At 66.0% G+C, this 18,165-nt stretch carries 15 protein-coding genes and 1 riboswitch; of the genes, 11 read left to right on the forward strand and 4 right to left on the reverse strand.

Going from position 1 to position 18,165, the window contains the following annotated elements; all coding sequences use genetic code 11:
- Positions 1-152 precede the first annotated feature (152 nt).
- Positions 153-1,007 carry an LLM class flavin-dependent oxidoreductase gene (locus tag LWC34_RS52755; protein ID WP_233733927.1) on the forward strand — a complete coding sequence of 285 codons (855 nt, stop codon included), beginning with the start codon at positions 153-155 and terminating at the stop codon, positions 1,005-1,007.
- On the opposite strand, the gene LWC34_RS52760 is transcribed toward LWC34_RS52755, so the two are convergent.
- A complete protein-coding gene (locus tag LWC34_RS52760; RefSeq protein ID WP_233733929.1) occupies positions 991-1,542 on the reverse strand; it encodes a PadR family transcriptional regulator in 552 nt (183 codons plus the stop codon). The two genes, LWC34_RS52755 and LWC34_RS52760, sit on opposite strands and share 17 nt — an antisense overlap.
- A gap of 73 nt (positions 1,543-1,615) precedes the next feature.
- On the opposite strand from LWC34_RS52760, the gene LWC34_RS52765 reads away from it, so the two are divergent.
- Both LWC34_RS52765 and LWC34_RS52770 read left to right on the forward strand, forming a co-directional pair.
- Complete coding sequence (locus LWC34_RS52765) at positions 1,616-2,638, forward strand: LLM class F420-dependent oxidoreductase (protein ID WP_233733931.1); 1,023 nt, start codon at positions 1,616-1,618, stop codon at positions 2,636-2,638.
- Positions 2,635-3,684 carry an MBL fold metallo-hydrolase gene (locus LWC34_RS52770; protein WP_233733933.1) on the forward strand — a complete coding sequence of 350 codons (1,050 nt, stop codon included), beginning with the start codon at positions 2,635-2,637 and terminating at the stop codon, positions 3,682-3,684. Before LWC34_RS52765 ends, LWC34_RS52770 begins: the two co-directional genes overlap by 4 nt.
- A 329-nt stretch (positions 3,685-4,013) precedes the next feature.
- On the opposite strand, the gene LWC34_RS52775 is transcribed toward LWC34_RS52770, so the two are convergent.
- Positions 4,014-4,445 (reverse strand): DUF6319 family protein, encoded by a 432-nt coding sequence (locus LWC34_RS52775; protein WP_233733935.1) that lies wholly within the window; start codon positions 4,443-4,445, stop codon positions 4,014-4,016.
- Positions 4,446-4,552: 107 nt separating this feature from the next.
- On the opposite strand from LWC34_RS52775, the gene LWC34_RS52780 reads away from it, so the two are divergent.
- Together LWC34_RS52780 and LWC34_RS52785 are read left to right on the forward strand one after the other, a co-directional pair.
- Positions 4,553-6,070 carry a cobyric acid synthase gene (locus tag LWC34_RS52780; protein ID WP_233733936.1) on the forward strand — a complete coding sequence of 506 codons (1,518 nt, stop codon included), beginning with the start codon at positions 4,553-4,555 and terminating at the stop codon, positions 6,068-6,070.
- A gap of 102 nt (positions 6,071-6,172) precedes the next feature.
- Positions 6,173-8,866 carry a lectin gene (locus tag LWC34_RS52785; protein ID WP_233733938.1) on the forward strand — a complete coding sequence of 898 codons (2,694 nt, stop codon included), beginning with the start codon at positions 6,173-6,175 and terminating at the stop codon, positions 8,864-8,866.
- Positions 8,867-8,879: 13 nt separating this feature from the next.
- Here LWC34_RS52785 and LWC34_RS52790 read toward each other — a convergent pair whose 3' ends face one another.
- On the reverse strand, positions 8,880-9,683 hold the full coding sequence (locus LWC34_RS52790; RefSeq protein WP_233733940.1) for a TIGR03621 family F420-dependent LLM class oxidoreductase: 804 nt from the start codon (positions 9,681-9,683) through the stop codon (positions 8,880-8,882).
- 182 nt (positions 9,684-9,865) lie between these two features.
- Positions 9,866-10,006, forward strand: a riboswitch (cobalamin riboswitch).
- A 95-nt stretch (positions 10,007-10,101) separates the two neighbouring features.
- On the opposite strand from LWC34_RS52790, the gene LWC34_RS52795 reads away from it, so the two are divergent.
- The 6 genes from LWC34_RS52795 to LWC34_RS52820 are packed head-to-tail and all read left to right on the forward strand — an operon-like array spanning position 10,102 to position 17,275.
- Positions 10,102-11,988 (forward strand): VWA domain-containing protein, encoded by a 1,887-nt coding sequence (locus LWC34_RS52795; RefSeq protein WP_233734198.1) that lies wholly within the window; start codon positions 10,102-10,104, stop codon positions 11,986-11,988.
- Between the two features lie 12 nt (positions 11,989-12,000).
- Positions 12,001-12,615 (forward strand): cob(I)yrinic acid a,c-diamide adenosyltransferase, encoded by a 615-nt coding sequence (gene cobO, locus LWC34_RS52800; protein ID WP_233733942.1) that lies wholly within the window; start codon positions 12,001-12,003, stop codon positions 12,613-12,615.
- The gene (locus LWC34_RS52805) at positions 12,612-13,943 is read left to right on the forward strand and encodes a cobyrinic acid a,c-diamide synthase CobB (RefSeq protein ID WP_233734199.1); all 1,332 of its coding nucleotides are present in this window, start codon (positions 12,612-12,614) and stop codon (positions 13,941-13,943) included. The genes cobO and LWC34_RS52805 overlap by 4 nt, the downstream gene beginning before the upstream one ends.
- Before the next feature lie 53 nt (positions 13,944-13,996).
- A complete protein-coding gene (locus tag LWC34_RS52810) occupies positions 13,997-15,166 on the forward strand; it encodes a bifunctional cobalt-precorrin-7 (C(5))-methyltransferase/cobalt-precorrin-6B (C(15))-methyltransferase (protein WP_233733944.1) in 1,170 nt (389 codons plus the stop codon).
- Entirely contained in the window at positions 15,163-16,149 is a 987-nt protein-coding gene (locus LWC34_RS52815; RefSeq protein WP_233733945.1) for a cobalamin biosynthesis protein, read from the forward strand. Before LWC34_RS52810 ends, LWC34_RS52815 begins: the two co-directional genes overlap by 4 nt.
- A gap of 31 nt (positions 16,150-16,180) precedes the next feature.
- The gene (locus tag LWC34_RS52820) at positions 16,181-17,275 is read left to right on the forward strand and encodes a DUF6042 family protein (protein ID WP_233733946.1); all 1,095 of its coding nucleotides are present in this window, start codon (positions 16,181-16,183) and stop codon (positions 17,273-17,275) included.
- On the opposite strand, the gene LWC34_RS52825 is transcribed toward LWC34_RS52820, so the two are convergent.
- The gene (locus tag LWC34_RS52825; RefSeq protein ID WP_233733947.1) at positions 17,264-18,082 is read right to left on the reverse strand and encodes an MBL fold metallo-hydrolase; all 819 of its coding nucleotides are present in this window, start codon (positions 18,080-18,082) and stop codon (positions 17,264-17,266) included. The genes LWC34_RS52820 and LWC34_RS52825 overlap by 12 nt on opposite strands.
- Positions 18,083-18,165: the final 83 nt, after the last annotated feature.

Consider the following 18,165-nt stretch of genomic DNA (forward strand, 5'->3'; position numbering starts at 1 on the left):
CCCAGCGAAAACGAGTGTACAGCCGCGCTATGGTTGGGTCACTCGAACGATCACGCTCTCTTCGCAAGTACGCCGCAGATGGAGAGCGACGCCCGGTGAAGGGCGGCAGAGGGGCGGCAGCACTGTCACGCACCCTCTACAAAGGATCAACCTTGACGAACACAGGTCTCGGTCTGCCCATCGCAGACCCGGAATCGCTACTCACCTGGGCCCGTCTCGCCGACGAAGGCCCATTCTCCACCCTCGGTCTGCTCGACCGGCTCGTGTACGACAACCCTGAACCCCTGGTCACGCTGGCCGCGATCGCCGGTGCCACGACACGAATCCGCGTGCAGACCGAGGTTCTGCTGGCGCCGTTGCGATCCACAGTGCTGCTGGCCAAACAGGCCGCGACGCTCGACCGGATCTCCGGCGGCCGCTTCACTCTTGGTCTTGGCGTCGGCGGCCGCATCGACGACCACCTCGCCGCAGGAACGGATATTCGCACTCGCGGCCGTCGGCTCGACGAACAAATGTCCGAGATGCGCCGGATATGGTCCGGTTCGGCGTGGAATGCCGAAGTAGGCCCGATCGGGCCGAAGCCTTTTCGGGCTGGTGGCCCCGAAGTATTGTTCGGCGCCTTTCGTGATCGCGCATTGGCGCGTGTCGCTCAGTGGGGTGACGGCTTTCTTTCCGCAGCTCCTGTTGAATGGTGTGGCCGCCTTTTCGATACGGTCCGTGAGTCATGGGCGGCCGCTGGTCGTCTTGGCGCGCCAAGGTTGGTTGCCCAGGTCAACGTTGCTTTAGGGCATACGGTGGACGACGCGCGCCGGAACATCGCCGACTACTACGGACAAGATGCGCGATGGGCGCTGGATCGTTTGGTGACCAATTCCCGGCAACTCCGGGACACGGTGGCCGCGTTCGCTGATCTCGGTGCGGACGAAGTGATGCTTTATTGCTGGTCACCGGATATTAGCCAGCTGGGTATTATTGCGGAAGCGTGTGCCGTCAAGAACGGGATCTGAGGATCTCGGCGGCCCACTCGCACCATTCGGCCTGGTCCTCGTGGTACATCTTGCCGCGGGTGCACGCCAGGTACGCGCCGACGTTGTCGGCTGACGCGAGGTAGTCCGTTTCTGTTTTGTCGCCGCGCAGCTTCTCGAGCTGGGAGCCGAGGAACTCGGCCTTGGCTCGGGACTGCGCGGCGCGGTCGGTCAGCTGTTTGATCAGCGTGCCGGGGTCGGCGGCCTGTTCGGCGTACGCCTTGACCATCAGGTCGTCGCGGATCGATGTTGGCTTTGTCGGGGCGCTGGTGAAGCGTGCGAGCTCGTGGCGGCCCTCGTCGGTGAGCACGAACACGCGCTTGTTCGGGCGGCCTTGCTGGACGACTTCGTGGCCGGTGAGCAGGCCGTCGGCTTCGAGTTTGGCGAGTTCGGCGTAGAGCTGCTGGGACGACGCGTGCCAGAACGAGGACGCGCCGAGGTCGAACAGCTTGCTTAGCTGGTAGCCGCTCAACTCCCGGTCGAGGAGGGCGGCAAGCAGTGCGTGCCGAAGCGCCATGTGTCTCCCGTCTCTTGTGAAGATGATACTCAAGGATATGATTACTCAAGAAATTGAGTAGCGGGAGGCGCTCGTGAAGCTCGGATTCCACACCGGCTACTGGTCATCGGGCCCGCCCGCGGGTGTCGAAGAGGCCATTGCCGAGGCAGAACGGCTTGGCCTCGACTCGATCTGGGCCGCGGAGGCGTACGGATCCGACTGCCTGACGCCGCTGGCCTGGTGGGGCTCGCGAACCAAGACGGTCCGGCTCGGCACGAACATCCTGCAGATGTCCGCGCGCACGCCCACCGCGACCGCGATGGCGGCACTGACCCTGGACCACCTGTCCGGTGGACGGTTCGTGCTGGGGATCGGCGCGTCCGGGCCTCAGGTGGTCGAAGGCTGGTACGGGCAGCCGTATCCCAAGCCGCTCGCGCGCACGCGTGAGTACGTCGACATCGTGCGCAAGGTCGTGGCCCGTGAGCGAGTGGAGTACTCCGGGCAGTTCTTCCAGTTGCCGTACCAAGGTGGCGCCGGGCTCGGCAAGCCGCTGAAGTCCACAGTGCATCCACTTCGGACGGACATCCCGATCTACCTCGCCGCGGAAGGCCCGAAGAACGTGGCGTTGTCCGCGGAGATCGCCGACGGCTGGCTGCCAATGTTCTTTTCCCCGCGCAGCAACGATTTCTTCCGCACGGCGTTGCAGGAAGGCTTCTCCCGCCCTGGCGCGCGGCGTAACTGGGACACCTTCGAGGTGCCCGCGTTCCTGCCGGTGATCGTGAACGACGACGTGGAGAAAGCGGCCGACTGGGTGCGGCCGATGCTCGCGCTCTACATCGGCGGGATGGGCGCGAAGGGCGCGAACTTCCACTTCGACGTGTTCGTCCGGCTCGGCTACGAAGCCGAATGCCAGAAGATCCAGGAACTCTACCTCGACGGTCACAAAGCGGAAGCCGTCGCGGCCGTGCCGACGAAAATGGTCGAAGACATCGCGTTGGTCGGACCACTGGCCAAGATCCGGGACGAACTGCCCGCATGGCAGGAAAGCGTGGTGACGTCCCTTTTGGTCAACACGGACGTGCAAACGTTGCGTGCGTTGGCGGAGCTCGTCGCATGAGCACCGCCCCGGCCGAGCCGAGCGCGCAGGGTCAGTGGGAAGCGTGGAAGCGCAAGGAATTACCGCCGGTTGAGCGAGTGCGGGACGACCTGTGGTCGATCCCGGTGCCGATCCCGCACAATCCCTTGCGATACACGATCACGTACCTGTCGGTGTCGGACTCCGGTGTCGTCGTGGTCGACCCAGGCTGGTTCGCGACCGAGACATGGGACGCTTTGGTTGCGGGACTTGAGATCGCGGGCGCGTCAGTGTCCGATGTGGTCGGTGTGGTGGTCACTCACATCCACGCGGACCACCACGGCCTGAGCGCGCGGCTGAAGCAAGAGTCGGGCGCGTGGATCGCGATGCACCCGGCAGAGCGTGAAGTCCTGCCGGTTCGGCTGTCCCAGACCACTTCGGACAATTTTGACCGAGACTGGTTGCGTGCTTCGGGCGTGCCCGTCGATGTCACGGAGAAGCTGTCCTTCAGCCCGGACACGATGAAACCGTTTATGGAACTGGCGTTGCCGGACATTCTATTGTCCGATGGCGACGTGGTCCCGGATGCCTCAGGGACAATGCGTGCAGTGTGGACACCTGGGCACACGCCCGGCCACATCTGTCTGCACGACTCGGTTCGTGGCGTGTTGCTGACCGGCGACCACGTGTTGCCCCGGATCAGCCCGAACATCGGGATGATGGTCGGCGATGACGATCCGTTGTCGAGTTACATCGCTTCTCTTGAACGTATCGCGGCTTACGACTCCGCTGAGGTTCTGCCCGCTCACGAATACCGGTTCCACGGTGTCGCCCGCCGGACGCTGGCGTTGATCAAGCATCATCAGGAACGCTGCGACGAGATTTCCACGGTGCTCCGAACACATGGGGACATGAACACGTGGCAGATCACGGAACGTTTGACCTGGTCACGCGGCTGGGAGAACGTCCGCGGGATGATGCGGCGCAGCGCGATCGCGGAAACCGCGGCGCACCTGCAGTACATGCGCAAACTAGGCTCGGTGGAGTTGATCGACGGTGACGTGCGCCGCTGGCGCGCAGGCATGTAACCACCCACCGCCGTGTCCACCTTTCCAGCACACCGTGTCCACCGTTGCAACACCATGAGTTGACCATTCCGGCACAGTGAAGTCGCACTTTGCTGGCCACACTGCGATTTCAAGGTGCCGGAGTGGCGGACACAGTGTGTCGGAACGTGCATTTCGGTGTGTCGCAACGGTGGACACGGTGTGCTGGAGTGGTGGACACGGTGTGTCGGAACGTGCATTTCGGTGTGTCGCAACGGTGGACACGGTGTGCCGGAACGGTGGACACGGGCTTGGGTATGACACTGCCGGTGGGAGGCCGTGTGTGGCCTTCCACCGGCAGGTGTCGGTTATCAGGCGTCTTCGCCCAGGTCGGCGAGAGCCTGCTTGACCCTGGCCATCTCTTCCTGGAGCTCACGCAGCCGGGACTCGTGCTGCTCACGGGCCGCGTTGATCACCTCTTCGATCTGCGCGGCGATGTCCGGGTGCAGCTCGTGCGCGGCCTTGACGACAGCCGTCGCGGGAATCGTGAGTCCCTGCACGACGCGGGTGCTGCCGTGCATCAGGTCTGCCTGCCAGGCACCGTCGAGGGTGCCTGTCACCGTCAGCGTGAGCTCGACGGTCCGGGTCTTCTTCGCGGTGCTCTTGGCCCGAGTGGCCTTCTTGGGCTTCTCCTCGGCTGCGGGAGTCTCCTCCGCGGGAGCTTCGGTGCCCTGTCCGTTGGTCGAGGCAGGCACCTCCTCGTCACCGGGAGCGCTTGCCGCCTCGGCGGTAGGAGCGGTCATCCTGGTCCTTTCGTGGTCACGTGGAGGGAGTATCACATCCTAGAACACGTGTTCGACCGTGCGTGTTCCAGGGGGTGTCAAGACACTATCCCGATAGGGTTCGCCGGGTGAGCGGAGGCCTGCTGGTGGCCGGCACGTCGTCGGATGCCGGGAAGAGTGTGCTGGTCGCCGGCCTGTGCCGGTGGTTGGCGCGGCAAGGTGTGCGGGTCGCGCCGTTCAAGGCGCAGAACATGTCGAACAACTCCGTCGTGACGATGGAGGGTGGTGAGATCGGCCGGGCGCAGGCGCTGCAGTCGGCCGCGGCCGGGTTGGTGCCGAGTGTCCGGTTCAATCCGGTCCTGCTCAAGCCGGGCGGTGACCGTACTTCCCAAGTTGTCCTGCTGGGCAAGGCCATTGGGCAGACGAGTGCGTTGTCCTATCGGGACCGCAAGCCCGAGTTGTTCGAGACGGTTCTGGCCACTTTGGAGGGCCTGCGGGCCGAGTACGACGTGGTCATCTGTGAGGGCGCGGGCTCGCCGACCGAGATCAACCTCAGGCGTGACGACATCGCCAACATGGGCCTGGCCAGGGCCGCGAACCTGCCTGTGCTCGTGGTCGGCGACATCGACAGGGGCGGGGTCTTCGCCCATCTCTACGGCACGGTCGCGCTGCTCTCGCCCGCCGACCAAGCGCTTGTTTCAGGGTTTGTGATCAACAAGTTCCGTGGCGACCCGGCGCTGCTCAAGCCGGGGCTTGATCAGATCAACCAGCTGACCGGCCGACCGGTCCTCGGGGTCGTGCCGTGGAACGTGGATCTCTGGCTGGATGCCGAGGATTCGTTGTCCTACACCGCGGACGGCGTGGTTGGCAGGCCGAAGCCGCCGGTGGGGGAGCAGTGGCTGCGGGTCGCGGTGATCAGGCTGCCGAGGATCTCCAACGGCACCGACGTCGAGGCGTTGGCCTGCGAGCCGGGGGTTTCGGTGCGGTTCGTGACCGAGCCGTCCCGGCTTGCGGACGCCGACGTGATCGTGATCCCTGGTTCCAAGGCGACCATTCACGACCTGGAATGGCTGCGGCACAACGGGCTCGCGGACGCGATCGGCGACCACGCGGCACGCGGGCTCCCAGTGATCGGGATCTGCGGCGGGTTCCAGATGCTGGGCACGAAGATCACCGATTCGTATGAATCCGGCGCGGGCACCGTGCCCGGGCTAGGTCTGCTAGACGTCGAGTTCGAGTTCCAGCGGGAGAAAATCCTCCGTCGCCTGGACGGGTTCGTTTTCGGCGAAGTCGCGACGGGCTACGAAATCCACCACGGTACGGTCGTGAACCAACCGGGCAACGGGCTCGTGACTCTGCCGGACGGTTCCCCCGAAGGTGTACTCAAGGGCGCGATCGCGGGCACGCACTGGCACGGTCTACTCGAGAACGACAAACCCCGACGGCACATCCTCGAGTGGGCGGCAGGACATGCGAACCGGAATTTCCGAGCGGCGGAAGACACGTCGTTCGCGCAGATCCGTGAGGCACAGCTGGATCTGCTGGCGGACTTGGTCGCCGAGCACCTCGACACCGACTTCCTACGCCGCCTGCTCGCCGATGGCGCGCCGTCCGGCTTGCCGATCTTGCCGCCTGGCGCACCGTAACCAAGTTTCAACCGCGCGGCGGCTTTCCTCCGAATGGCCCCAAATGCAAAAATAGGGCCAGTTGACAACGTTGTCAGCCTCCGTCCTTGCAGGAGGAACGCCATGCGTGTACTCGCCGCGTTGGTAGGACTCGCGGCGGCGCTCATGTTCGCCGCCGTTCCCGCTTCGGCACAGCCAAGCCGAATAGCTGTCAGCGATCCCGCGCAGTACGTCAATCCCTTTGTCGGTACCAAACCCGGCGGGCCGGACTTCGGCCACGGCGGCGGGGCAGGCAACACCTTCCCCGGTTCGGTCGCGCCCTTCGGGATGATGCAGTGGAGCCCGGACACCGTGCTGCATCAGCATGGCGGCTACCACTACGACGACAACCGAATCAAAGGCTTCAGCCTGACGCACCTGTCCGGCCCCGGCTGCAGCGACTTCGGCAACATCCCGTTCATGCCGACCCTTGGTTCGAGTCCGGTCAGCAACTACACGTTCTCCCACGCGAACGAGTCCGCGTCGCCTGGCTACTACTCCGTCGGCTTCACCAACGGTCTGCGCACCGAGTTGACCACGACAACTCGCTCCGGGATGGCCCGATTCACCTATCCCGCAGGGCAACAGGCATCGTTGTCCGTGGACGCGGCGAAGGCGTTCAACGCGGCCAGCGGAACGATCACCATCGGGTCCAACACGATGTCGGGCTACACCGACAGCGGCGGCTTCTGCGGCGCCGGGAACCGGTACCGCCTGTTCTTCCACGCCGTTTTCGACACTCCATTCGCGACATCCGGTGTCGCGGGCGCGGACGGCAAGGTCGACAAGAGCCGCAAATCCATCAGTGGCAAGAGTGGCGTGCTCCAGCAGCGTAAAGGCGCGGAAACGCGTAAGGGCCCGGCGGTCACGAGCGACATCACTCCGCTCGCGGCCTCAGCGTTCGTGTCCTTCAACGCGACCACAGTGACTGCCAGGGTGGGGATCTCCTTCGTCAGCCTGGAAGGCGCGCAGGCGAACCTGAACTCGGAGCAAGGATCCAGGAGCTTCGACGAGGTCCGGACCAGCACGCGCAACGCATGGAACACCCTGCTCGGCCGGATCGATGTCAGCGGCGGCACCGACACGCAGCTGCGTACCCTCTACACCAGTCTGTACCACTCCTTGATACACCCCAACGTGTTCAGTGACGTCAGCGGCCAGTACATGGGCTTCGACCGGCAGGTCCACTCGGTGTCCGGCGGGAGGGCGCAGTACGCCAACTTCTCCGGCTGGGACGTCTACCGGTCCCAAGTCGCGCTCATAGCGCTGATCGCGCCCTCGCAAGCGGCCGACATAGCGCAGTCGGCGATCAACCAAGCCGTGTACGGCGGATATTACGACCGGTGGACGGTCGCCAACGGCGGAACTGGCGTGATGAACGGCGATCCATTGCCGATCATCGTGTCCACAATGCACGCCTTCGGTGCCACGAACTTCGCCGCGGCCGACGGTCTGAGGAGAATGGTCGCCGGCGTCAACGACATTCGGGAACGACCTGGCTGGTTGCAGTTCAACCAGTACGGCTACGTCCCGACCGGTTTGCCGGACGTATGGGGATCGGCGTCCACCACGCTCGAATACACCAGCGCGGACTTCGCGATCTCGCAGCTGGCAGCCAGACTCGGTGACAGCGCGACCGCCGAGAACTTCCTGCGGCGCGCCCAGAACTGGCGCAGTATCTTCGAATCGGGCAGCAAGTACATCCAGCCGCGCAACGCCGACACGTCGTTCCCGCCGTTCAGCCCGACCCAGGAGAACGAGTTCGTCGAAGGCAACGGCGGCCAGTACGCCTGGATGGTTCCCTACAACCACCGAGGCCTGTTCGACGCCATGGGCGGCAACGGTCCCGTAGTGTCCCGATTGGACTCGTTCTTCACCGAGCTGAACGCGGGCCCGACCAAGAACAAGGCCTATCTCGGCAACGAGCCGACGCTGAACACACCGTGGGCGTACGCCTACGCGGGCGCGCCGTACAAGACCCAGGATGTCGTCCGGCGAGCGTTGACCACGTTGTTCACGCCGCTGCCGGAAGGCATCGTCGGCAACGACGACCTCGGCCAGATGTCGTCGTGGGCAGTCTGGGCGGCGCTCGGGATGTACCCGCAGGCGCCGGGCCGGGCCGAGCTAGTGCTTGCTTCGCCACAGTTCCCGAGCATCACGATCAGCCGGGGCAACGGCCGCACGATCACGATCAACGCCCCGAACGCCTCGGACAGCGCCAAATATGTGCAAAGCCTGCGCGTGAACGGCCAGAGCTCGAACAGGGCGTGGCTGCCACAGTCCTTTGTGGCCAACGGTGGCACGCTGGACTTCACGCTCGGCACCAGCCCGAACACCTCATGGGCCAGCGCGCCGGGCGACGCTCCGCCGTCCTTCGACGTCGGCCCGGCGACACCGAGGAGCGGCGGAATCGTCGGCCTTGCCAACAAGTGCGTTGACGCCGAGCCCGCCCAGACCACCAACGGCGCCCCGATCCGGCTGTGGGACTGCAACGGATCGCCCGCACAGCAATGGTCATTCGCGTCCGACGGCACGGTCCGAGCCCTCGGGCGGTGTATGGACGTCGCCAGCAGCGGACGTAACAACGGCACGAAGGTCCATTTGTGGGACTGCAACGGAACCGGCGCGCAGCAATGGTGGCCACGGCCGAACGGCGCCTTGGTGAATCCGCCGTCCAGCAAGTGCCTTGACGTCCCGAACAGCAACTCCGCCAACGGAACCCAGCTGCAGATCTACGACTGCAACGGAACCGGAGCCCAGACCTGGCGGCTGCCGTAAACCCAAGGGCCGGTCATTCCCGCAGCATGGGAATGACCGGCCCAAATGCCTCGTAAGCCGGTTCGAGCACGGTGACGTAACTGATCCCGAACCGGTCCCGCTGTGCCCGCAGCTGCTCGGCGATCTGCTCGTACGTACCGACCAGCATCGCCGGGACGTCCAGCAGGAAATCAGCGGTGATATCCAGCCCGAACTGCCGGATTTGCTCCTCGATCGCACCACGCCGGTCGTCGGTCACGACCACCGACTGGATCAACAGGTTCGACTCGTAGTCACGGCCGCCTGCCGCTTGCTGAACGAACTTCACCCGTTCATCGAGCTCATCGGCCGTGATGAAGGCCAGCGGCGGCGTCTGGTCCGGCACGGCCTTGAGCCCGGCGAACGCCACGATGTCGGCTTGCTCGGCGGCCAATCGCAGTACACGGTCGCCGTTGCCGCCGACCATGATCGGCATGGACTGGCCGACCTTTTCCGCTGCCGTACGGATTTTGTGGACCGTGTCGACCAGATGCGTGACGCGTTCGCCCGCACTGGGCCAGCCGAGACCGGCCTCCACGAACTCCTCGCGGACATACCCGGCCCCCAAGCCGAGTTCAAGCCTGCCTTCGGAGTACGTGTTCACCGCGAACGCGTCGCGGGCAAGCAGTGTGGGGTTCCAGAAACCGGCGTTGAGCACGAACGTCCCCAGTCGCGGGCGGGTGGTGACCTCCGCGGTGAGCGTCAACGACGGGAACGGCGCTCCCATGGACAGGTGATCTGGCATCAGGATCACGTCGTAGCCGAGTTCCTCCGCCCGGCGGCCCAGCGCGATCAACACTGTGCGATCCACTCGGCGCGGTCACCGACCGCGGTCATGTTGACACCGAACCGAAATGCGCGAGTCATGGCCGCAACGTACCAAGATGTGGTGCTCGACACGGCCCCGTTGTTGGGGATCGGGCATGCGGGATGCGACGATGGCTTCAGGTCGTGTCTCGAAGTCCCCGTTCGATGAGAGGCGGGGCTATCGCGGACGGGGGCTTTGAGACATGGCCTAGTGCGATCGCGGAGGAAACCGGTGCGATTCCGGTGCGGTCCCGCCACTGTGACCAGGCCTGACGGCTTGGGAGCCAGACACTCCGCCCGCGCTCGGGTACGCGCCCGCGTGCCCGTGGCTCTCGACTTCGGGCGTGGACACCCGGGGAAAGGATCTCGCTGTGCGCTTCCCGTTCTCCGCGATCGTCGGGCACGACGACATGCGGATGGCCCTGCTTCTCAACGCGGTGCATCCGGGCATCGGGGGAGTGCTGGTCAGAGGCGAGAAAGGCACCGCGAAATCGACGATCGTCCGTGCCCTCGCGGCTCTGCTGCCCGCCGTTGACGTCGTCCCGAGCTGCCGTTTCGCGTGCGACCCGGCCAACCCTGATCCCGCTTGCCCTGACGCGCCGCACACCGGCGCTGACCAGCGCCCGGCCCGTCTGGTGGAGCTGCCGGTCGGCGCGACCGAGGACCGCCTGGTCGGATCGCTGGACCTGGAGCGCGCGTTGACCGAGGGCGTCCGGGCGTACCAGCCAGGTCTGCTCGCGGCCGCGCATCGTGGAGTTTTGTACGTCGACGAGGTCAACCTGCTGCACGATCACCTGGTCGACCTGCTGCTGGACGCGGCCGCGATGGGCCGTGCGCACGTCGAGCGGGAGGGCGTCTCGATCTCGCACGCGGCGAGCTTCCTCCTGGTCGGGACCATGAACCCGGAGGAAGGCGAGCTGCGGCCGCAGCTGCTGGACCGGTTCGGGCTGACCGTGCACGTGGTGTCGTCGCGCGATGTGGCGACCCGGACCGAGGTGATCCGTCGCCGATTGGCGTTCGAAACGGATCCTTCAGGTTTCGCGGCGCAATGGGCTGCCGCGGACGCGGATCTGGCGGCGCAGATTGTCAAGGCGCGCAATGCTTTGCCTGGTGTCGTGTTGCCGGATTCCGAGCTTCGCCGGATTGCTTCGGTTTGCGCTTCGTTCGAAGTGGACGGTATGCGGGCCGACCTCGTCGTCGCTCGTACGGCGATCGCGCACGCTGCCTGGCGCGGCGGCGATGCCGTGAACGCGGATGACGTCGAAGTCGCTGTGCGGCTCGCTTTGCCGCATCGTCGGCGCCGGGATCCCTTCGACGAGCCGGGAATCGACGAGCAGCAGCTTCAGGAAGCCTTGCAGAACGCGGCCGAGCAGGAAGGCCCCGAGGACGATCCGGACGGCCCGGACGATGGCGGCGGCGAACTTCCGAGTAACGCTGAGCAGCCGCAGGGACCGTCGAGTGGCGGCGGTGATCAGCCGCCGGTGCCACCCGCGCCCGCTTTCAAAGCCAGGCTCTTGCAGGTTCCGGGCGTCGGTGAGGGTGCCCCTGGGCGCCGATCCCGTGCCACCGCACGCAATGGCTATACGGTTCGTCCGTCCACTGTAGAGGGCAACGGATTGCACATCGTGGGCACGTTGTCGGCAGCCGCGCCACATCAGGCCGCGCGAGGCCGGGACAGCGCCGGATTGGTGCTGCGCGGCGAGGACCTGAGGCTGGCTGTCCGTGAGGGCAAGGAAAGCAACCTTGTTCTGTTCTGTGTGGACGCTTCCGGGTCGATGGCTGCCCGCAAACGTATGTCGGCGGTGACTGGCGCCGTTTTGTCGTTGCTGCGGGACGCGTATCAACGGCGTGACAAGGTTGGTGTGGTTACCTTCCGGGGTAACTCGGCTGAGGTGACGTTGCCTCCGACGTCCTCTGTGGACGCAGCCGCGGCCAGGTTGAAGGGGCTGCGGACCGGTGGCCGCACACCGCTTGCCGACGGTTTGTTGCGAGCGCGTCGAGTCCTTGCGGCTGAACGGCTTCGCGACCCGCGCAGGCGGCCTCTGCTCGTGCTGCTGACCGATGGCCGGGCGACGCAGACCGCCGGTGGCCGCGACCCGATGGACGACGCGATGCGCGCGGCCGGAATGCTTGCCGCGGACGGGATCCCGAACATCGTGGTCGACTGCGAGCAGGGCTACGTCAAGCTCGGCCTGGCTGCCAGGCTGGCCGCGGTGATGGGCGGGACCTGCCTGCGGCTGGCCGAACTGTCGGCCGACCAGGTCACCGGCGTGGTCCGGGCAGCGCGCGCGGCGTAAGGAGAAACCGAAGTGCCACAAGGAAAACCCGCCGCGGTCCCACAGGACGGCCTGACTACCAGGCAGCGCCGCAACCGACCGTTGCTGATGCTGCACACGGGCGAGATGAAGGGGAAATCCACGGCCGCGTTCGGTCTCGCGCTGCGCGCGTGGAACCAGGGCTGGCCGATCGGCGTTTTCCAGTTCGTCAAGTCCGCCAAATGGAAGGTCGGCGAGGAGAACGCCTTCAAGGCTCTTGGCAGGCTGCACGCTGAAACTGGTGAGGGCGCACCGGTCGAGTGGCACAAGATGGGCGAAGGCTGGTCCTGGAGCCGTAAGCAGGGCACCGAGGAGGACCACGCGGCCGCCGCCCTCGAAGGCTGGCACGAGATCGCCCGCCGCCTCGCCGCGCAGCAGCACGGGTTGTACGTGCTCGACGAGTTCACGTACCCCATGCACTGGGGTTGGGTCGATGTGGACGAGGTCGTGGCGACTTTGCGCGACCGGCCAGGGCATCAGCACGTCGTGATCACCGGACGGCACGCGCCGCAGGCCCTGATCGACGCGGCCGACCTCGTGGTGACCATGACCAAGATCAAGCACCCGATGGACGCCGGGCAAAAGGGTCAACGAGGCATCGAGTGGTGATTCCGCGGGTAGTGATCGCGGCTCCGGCGTCCGGCAGTGGCAAGACCACAGTGGCGACCGGGCTGATGGCGGCGCTGCGGCGGCGTGGCGACAAGGTCGCGCCGTTCAAGGTCGGCCCCGACTACATCGATCCTGGGTATCACACGCTCGCGGCAGGCAGGCCCGGTCGTAACCTCGACCCCGTCCTTGTCGGCGAATCCACGGTCGCGCCGCTGTTCCTGCGCGGTTCGCAGGGCGCGGACATCGCAGTGATCGAAGGCGTGATGGGCATGTTCGACGGCCGTGACCCGGCCTCGGACTTCGGCTCGACCGCGCATATCGCCAAGCTCCTGCAGGCCCCGGTCATCCTCGTGGTCGACGCGTGGGGCCAGGCCCGCAGCATGGCCGCGCTGGTGCACGGATTCCGCGCGTTCGACACCTCGATCCGGCTGGCTGGTGTGATCGCCAACCGCGTGGGGTCGACGTATCACGCCTCGATCTTGGCCCAGGCGTGCGAGGAAGTCGGATTGCCGCTGCTCGGGGCCTTGCGGCGGGCCGAGAGCCTGCAGGTTCCGTCGCGGCATCTCGGCCTGGTGACCGCCGCCGAGCATGGCCCTGAGGCTATCCGGGTGATCGACTCGATGGCTCATCTCGTCGCTGGCGGGGTCGACCTGGACGCCGTGACCTCGGTGGCCCGGTCCGCTGGGCCGCTGGACGGGACACCGTGGGAATCGGGGGTCACGGAGGTCGGACGGCCGGTCATCGCGGTGGCCGGTGGACCGGCTTTCACGTTCGGGTACGCCGAACACGCCGAGCTCCTGGCCGCTGCTGGGGCTGACGTCGCCGTGTTCGACCCGATGCACGACTCGGCTCTGCCTGAGGGCGCCCGTGGCCTGGTGCTGCCGGGCGGGTTCCCGGAGCAGCACGCCGAGGCGCTGTCGGCCAATGTCGGGCTACGGCGTGCGGTCGCGGAGTTCCGCGGACCCGTCCACGCCGAGTGCGGCGGACTGTTGTTCCTGGTCAAGAGCTTGGACGGGCATCCGATGTGCGGGGTTTTGGACGCATGCGCCGAGATGACACCGTCGCTGTCGTTGGGTTACCGCGACGCCGTTGCGGCCGCTGACTCGCCGTTGGGAACCGAAGGCATGCGCTGGACCGGGCACGAGTTCCACCGGACGGTCGTGCAGCCGGTTCATGGCGCGAAACCCGCGTGGATCTGGCGTGACCGGGCGGGCGATGTCGTGCGTGAGGGCTTCGTGTCGGGCCAGGTGCACGCCTCCTACCTGCACACTCACCCGGTTGCCAACCCCAGGGCGATCGCCCGGTTCGTCGGTTGCGCGTCTGCTTGAACAAGATGTGGCAGGGTAGTCCCCGGCTCTCATGAAACGGGGTGAGCTGACCAATGACGGTGACCGTGATCGGCGTCGACGGCAAGACCCTGCCTGCCGGTGCCTCGGCCGCGTTGGGCGAGGCCGACCTGGTGGTCGGTACCCGGCGTCAGTTGGACGCACACGCGCCGGACACAGCACGGACCATCGAACTGGGATCGATCGAGTCCCTGGTGACCGACCTGACGGTCGCCGCGCACGCGGTGGTGCTCGCGGACGGCGATCCCGGATTCTTCGGAGTCGTCCGGTCTCTGCGGGAGAAAAACGTCCGGCTGACTGTGTTGCCCGCGGTGTCGAGCGTGCAGCGGGTATTGGCCGCGATCGGCCGCCCGTCCGACGACGTTGTCGTGGTCAACGCGGTTGATACGGACACCGTGCGTGCGTTGAACGTGTGCCGCGCGCGTCCCGCTGTCGCGGTATTGGGGCTCAGCCCTGCTGCACTAGCGCTTGCTTTGCGCGGCTGGCGGCGAACCCTTGTCGTCGCCGAGGATCTGGGCGGCCCGGACGAGAAGGTGTCCACTGTGGACGCCGCTGAGGGCGCGTCGCGAACCTGGGGTGAAGTGAACGTCGTGGTGTGCCTCGCGGAAGCGGAGCGGGTGCCAGCGCGTGGCTGGATCGCTGGCGCACAACCGACTTCCGACGGCTGGGCGTTGCCGGAGGACGACTTCTCGCACCGCGACGGCATGGTGACGTCGCCGGAACTGCGTGCACTCGCCTTGGCACGTCTCGCTCCCGCCCCTGGGACCTTGGTGTGGGACGTTGGCGCTGGATCGGGCGCCCTTGGTGTGGAGTGCGCGCGGCTGGGCGCTGCCGTGCTCGCGGTCGAGCGCGATCCCATGCAGTGCCTGCGAATCATGGCCAACGCCAGTCATTACGGCGTGGATGTCCGGGTCGTCGAGGCCGAACTGCTGGCTGCGATCAGCGGTTTGCCCGCACCGGATTCGGTGTTCATTGGCGGCGGAGGCGAGGCCGTGGTCCGGGCCTGCACGACCGTTGGCGCGGCGCGCATCGTGGTCGCCCTTGCCTCGATCGACCGGGTGGGCCCTACCCGGTCGGCGCTGAAGTCGGCCGACTATCGTGTTGACGGCTGCCAATTGAGCGTGGCGCGGATGACCGAGAACTCCGACGGCTCGACCCGGCTGGCAGCGGATGATCCGGTGACACTGGTTTGGGGCGTTAGGTGATCGGTCTGTTCGCGGCGACAGCACAAGGAAAGAAAGCTGCCGCCTCACTGTCCCTCGGGCCCGACGCGGTCCTGGTGGACGGTCCCGTCAAGCCTGCGCTGCACCGGCTGTGGCCGTCGCTGGGGACGGCGGTGTTCTTCATGGGCGCGGGTGCTGTCACGCGGCTCGTGGCGCCATTGCTGGAAAACCGGCGTGACGACCCAGGCATCGTCTGCGTGCACGAAGGTTTCGTGGTGGCGTTGACCAGTGCGGGGAACATGTTGGCCGCGGAGATCGCGGACACGTTGAACCTGACCGCGGTCCCGACTTCGGACTATGTCGGCGAATCCCCGCTCGACGAGATCGTGGAATCCCTCGACACCGCGATCGACGGTGACATAACAGCATGCGGTGCCGCGGTCCTTGCCGGTGACCCGATCCGCCTGCTCAACCCGCTCGGTTTCGTGTTGCCGGACCTGCCGTCGACCATGCAGCCGGACAATTACGGTACAGAGTGGACAGTCCTGATCGACGACCGTCTGCCATCCATGCGGCCCAAGGGAAAACTGCTCCGGTTGATCCCGAAGACCCTGGTCGTCGGCGTCGGATCGAGCCGTGGCGTGACACAGGAAGCTGTCCAGGCCGCGCTGGCTTTGCTCGAGTCGGAGCATGATCTGGACCCGCGTGCCGTCAGGTCGTTCGCCACGATCGACGTGAAGGCCGACGAAGCCGGAATCCAGGATGCCGTGGCGGACTGGGGTTTCTGGCACGGCGAGGACGACGGCTGCACGCCGCCGATCACCATCCACACGGCAGCCGAACTGGCGGCCGTCGAGGTCCCGAATCCTTCGGTAGCTGTCGCCGATGAGGTCGGCACGGCGAGTGTTGCCGAGGCTGCGGCGCTGCTTTCCGCGCGTGAACTGGGAAACCGGGTGGAGTTGGCTGCGCCGAAGACCAGCAGCGCCAACGTGACGATCGCGGCAGCCCGGATCCTGCCGGACTAAAATTGTCGGTGGGTGCCGCTAGCGTGTCCGCATGGCGTTGTTGGAGACCTACCTAGAAGACGAATACCTCCCTGAGTACGGACTGATAGTCCTCAGGGACACACCGGTCGAAGGCTCATGGCCAGAGTTGCCGGAGTCCGTGCTGAACGAGAACGGGTCGGCGGCTGGCCGGATCGGCACGTTCGCCGGCAGTGGAAACAGCTGGCTACAGGCGTCGGCTGGCGACGGCGAACACACAGTCACCTTGGAGAGCCACGATTCCGAGCCGCCGGAGGACGGCTCGTGGGATGACATCGCGGAGACGCTGTACCGGTCGTGGTCCGGCGTCGTGGGGTTCGCCATGCTCACCGGATCTGCGGTGCAGCCGGACTTGCGCCTCAGCGGTCCGGGCGTGCACCGAGTTCGGGTGGCCCGCAGAAAAGGCGAGGACTTCGGCGACACCTGGCGCCTGCAGTTCTGGCCTTCACCAGTCGCGCCACCAAGATGGCTCAAGCGCGGCAGCCCGGCCGTGCCCGAACCGGATTCGGGCTGGAGCACTGTGTTCCGTTGGCATATTTGGGAACTGCTGTTCATCATGGCGCACGCGGCTGGTTCGCAGGGAGCCACGGTCGAGGAAGTGGCTGCGTGGGGCGTCGAGCATCAACGGCCCGCTGACTGGTTGGAGGAACGCCTGTTCACGGCACCGGCCGGTCGCACCGATCTGGAAAAGCAAGCCGCGGAGGAAGAAGCGACAATCGCGGGTTACGCCGCCCAGTTGGGTGTTCCCGCGCCGGTCACCCGCCTCGGACTGCTGACTTTCTTTGTGGCGGCAGGGCTTTTGACCTTTGACGGCAGCAAGTATCGACTTGTGACTCCGCAACCGCTTGCGCGCGAGGTGCTGACCTTACCGTCCGACTTGATCGCGTCACTCGCCATCCAGAGCGACCTTCACCAGTTCCAGTCGTTCGCCAGGGACATCGCGGCCGTGGCCGCATGGCTGGACCGTCCGGTCCCGATCGATTGGCTGGCTGAGCAGTTATTGGCAACGCCGGACGAAGTGCGCGCGACTCTGCACCACGCCCGGTCCGCCGCGATGCTCAAGGTGACCGGTGATGACCTCCTGAGCTTGGAGGTCTTACCCGTTTGAGTTGTCGCCGTGGGTGAGGCGCTGGAACTGCCCTTCGTGGATGTCGCTCACCCATTCCCAGCCGGGCTTGGCCGCCGGGCCGATCCGCGGGTCGTCGTCAGGGACCTGGGCGTCACGCAGGGCGTGCACGTACGCGCGATCGAGGTTGATCCGTGCGCGTACCTCAGCACCTCTGCCGACGGACCCGTGACCGGGGATGACGACGTCAACGTCGTCCACAACGGCCTCGAGCAGTCGCAGCCCGACGAGGTAGTCCTCGATCGGATTGGCGGTGCCAAGGTCGAGCATCGGAACGAAAAGATCGGAGAGCATATCGCCAGCGACGAGAACCCCATCGACCACCAGTGCCGCGTGCCCCGGGGCGTGCGCGGGATGCTCGATGATCCGAACCCGAGGGCCATCCCAGGCAATCTCTGCGGCCTCAGCGGGAAGAGCAGTGATGCGACCGAACAGATCCAGGGGCGTTTCGTCGGCGATTTCCGGCGGCAACCCCTCGGCGGCGCGGGCTTTCCAGTCCGCTTTGGAGAGGAGGTCTTGCATGAAGGCAGCGCAGCGAGCCGTGCCATAGCGAGGCACGTCGCCGAGTTCGGCATGCCAGAGCACGTGATCCCAGTCAGGATGCGTCGAGAAGCCCGCCACAACGGGCTGCCCCAGCTCACGAAGATCGTTTGCCAGACAGCGCATTTCGTCGCCCGTGATCCCGGGGTCCACGAGCAACACGCCGTCGTTGCCCTGCACGACAGCGGTGTTGTTCTGGAGTAACTCGCTCTGGTGGATCAGCACACCTTCGGCGACCTGCGTCAGCATGGCGGATCCTTCCGCTCGTGGTCCAGAATGGGCCTTGCCAGCATAGTGATCCACGGACACCGAACAGCTGGATTGACGCCGAC

The organism is Kibdelosporangium philippinense, assembly GCF_021390435.2.
Classification (GTDB): domain Bacteria; phylum Actinomycetota; class Actinomycetes; order Mycobacteriales; family Pseudonocardiaceae; genus Kibdelosporangium; species Kibdelosporangium philippinense.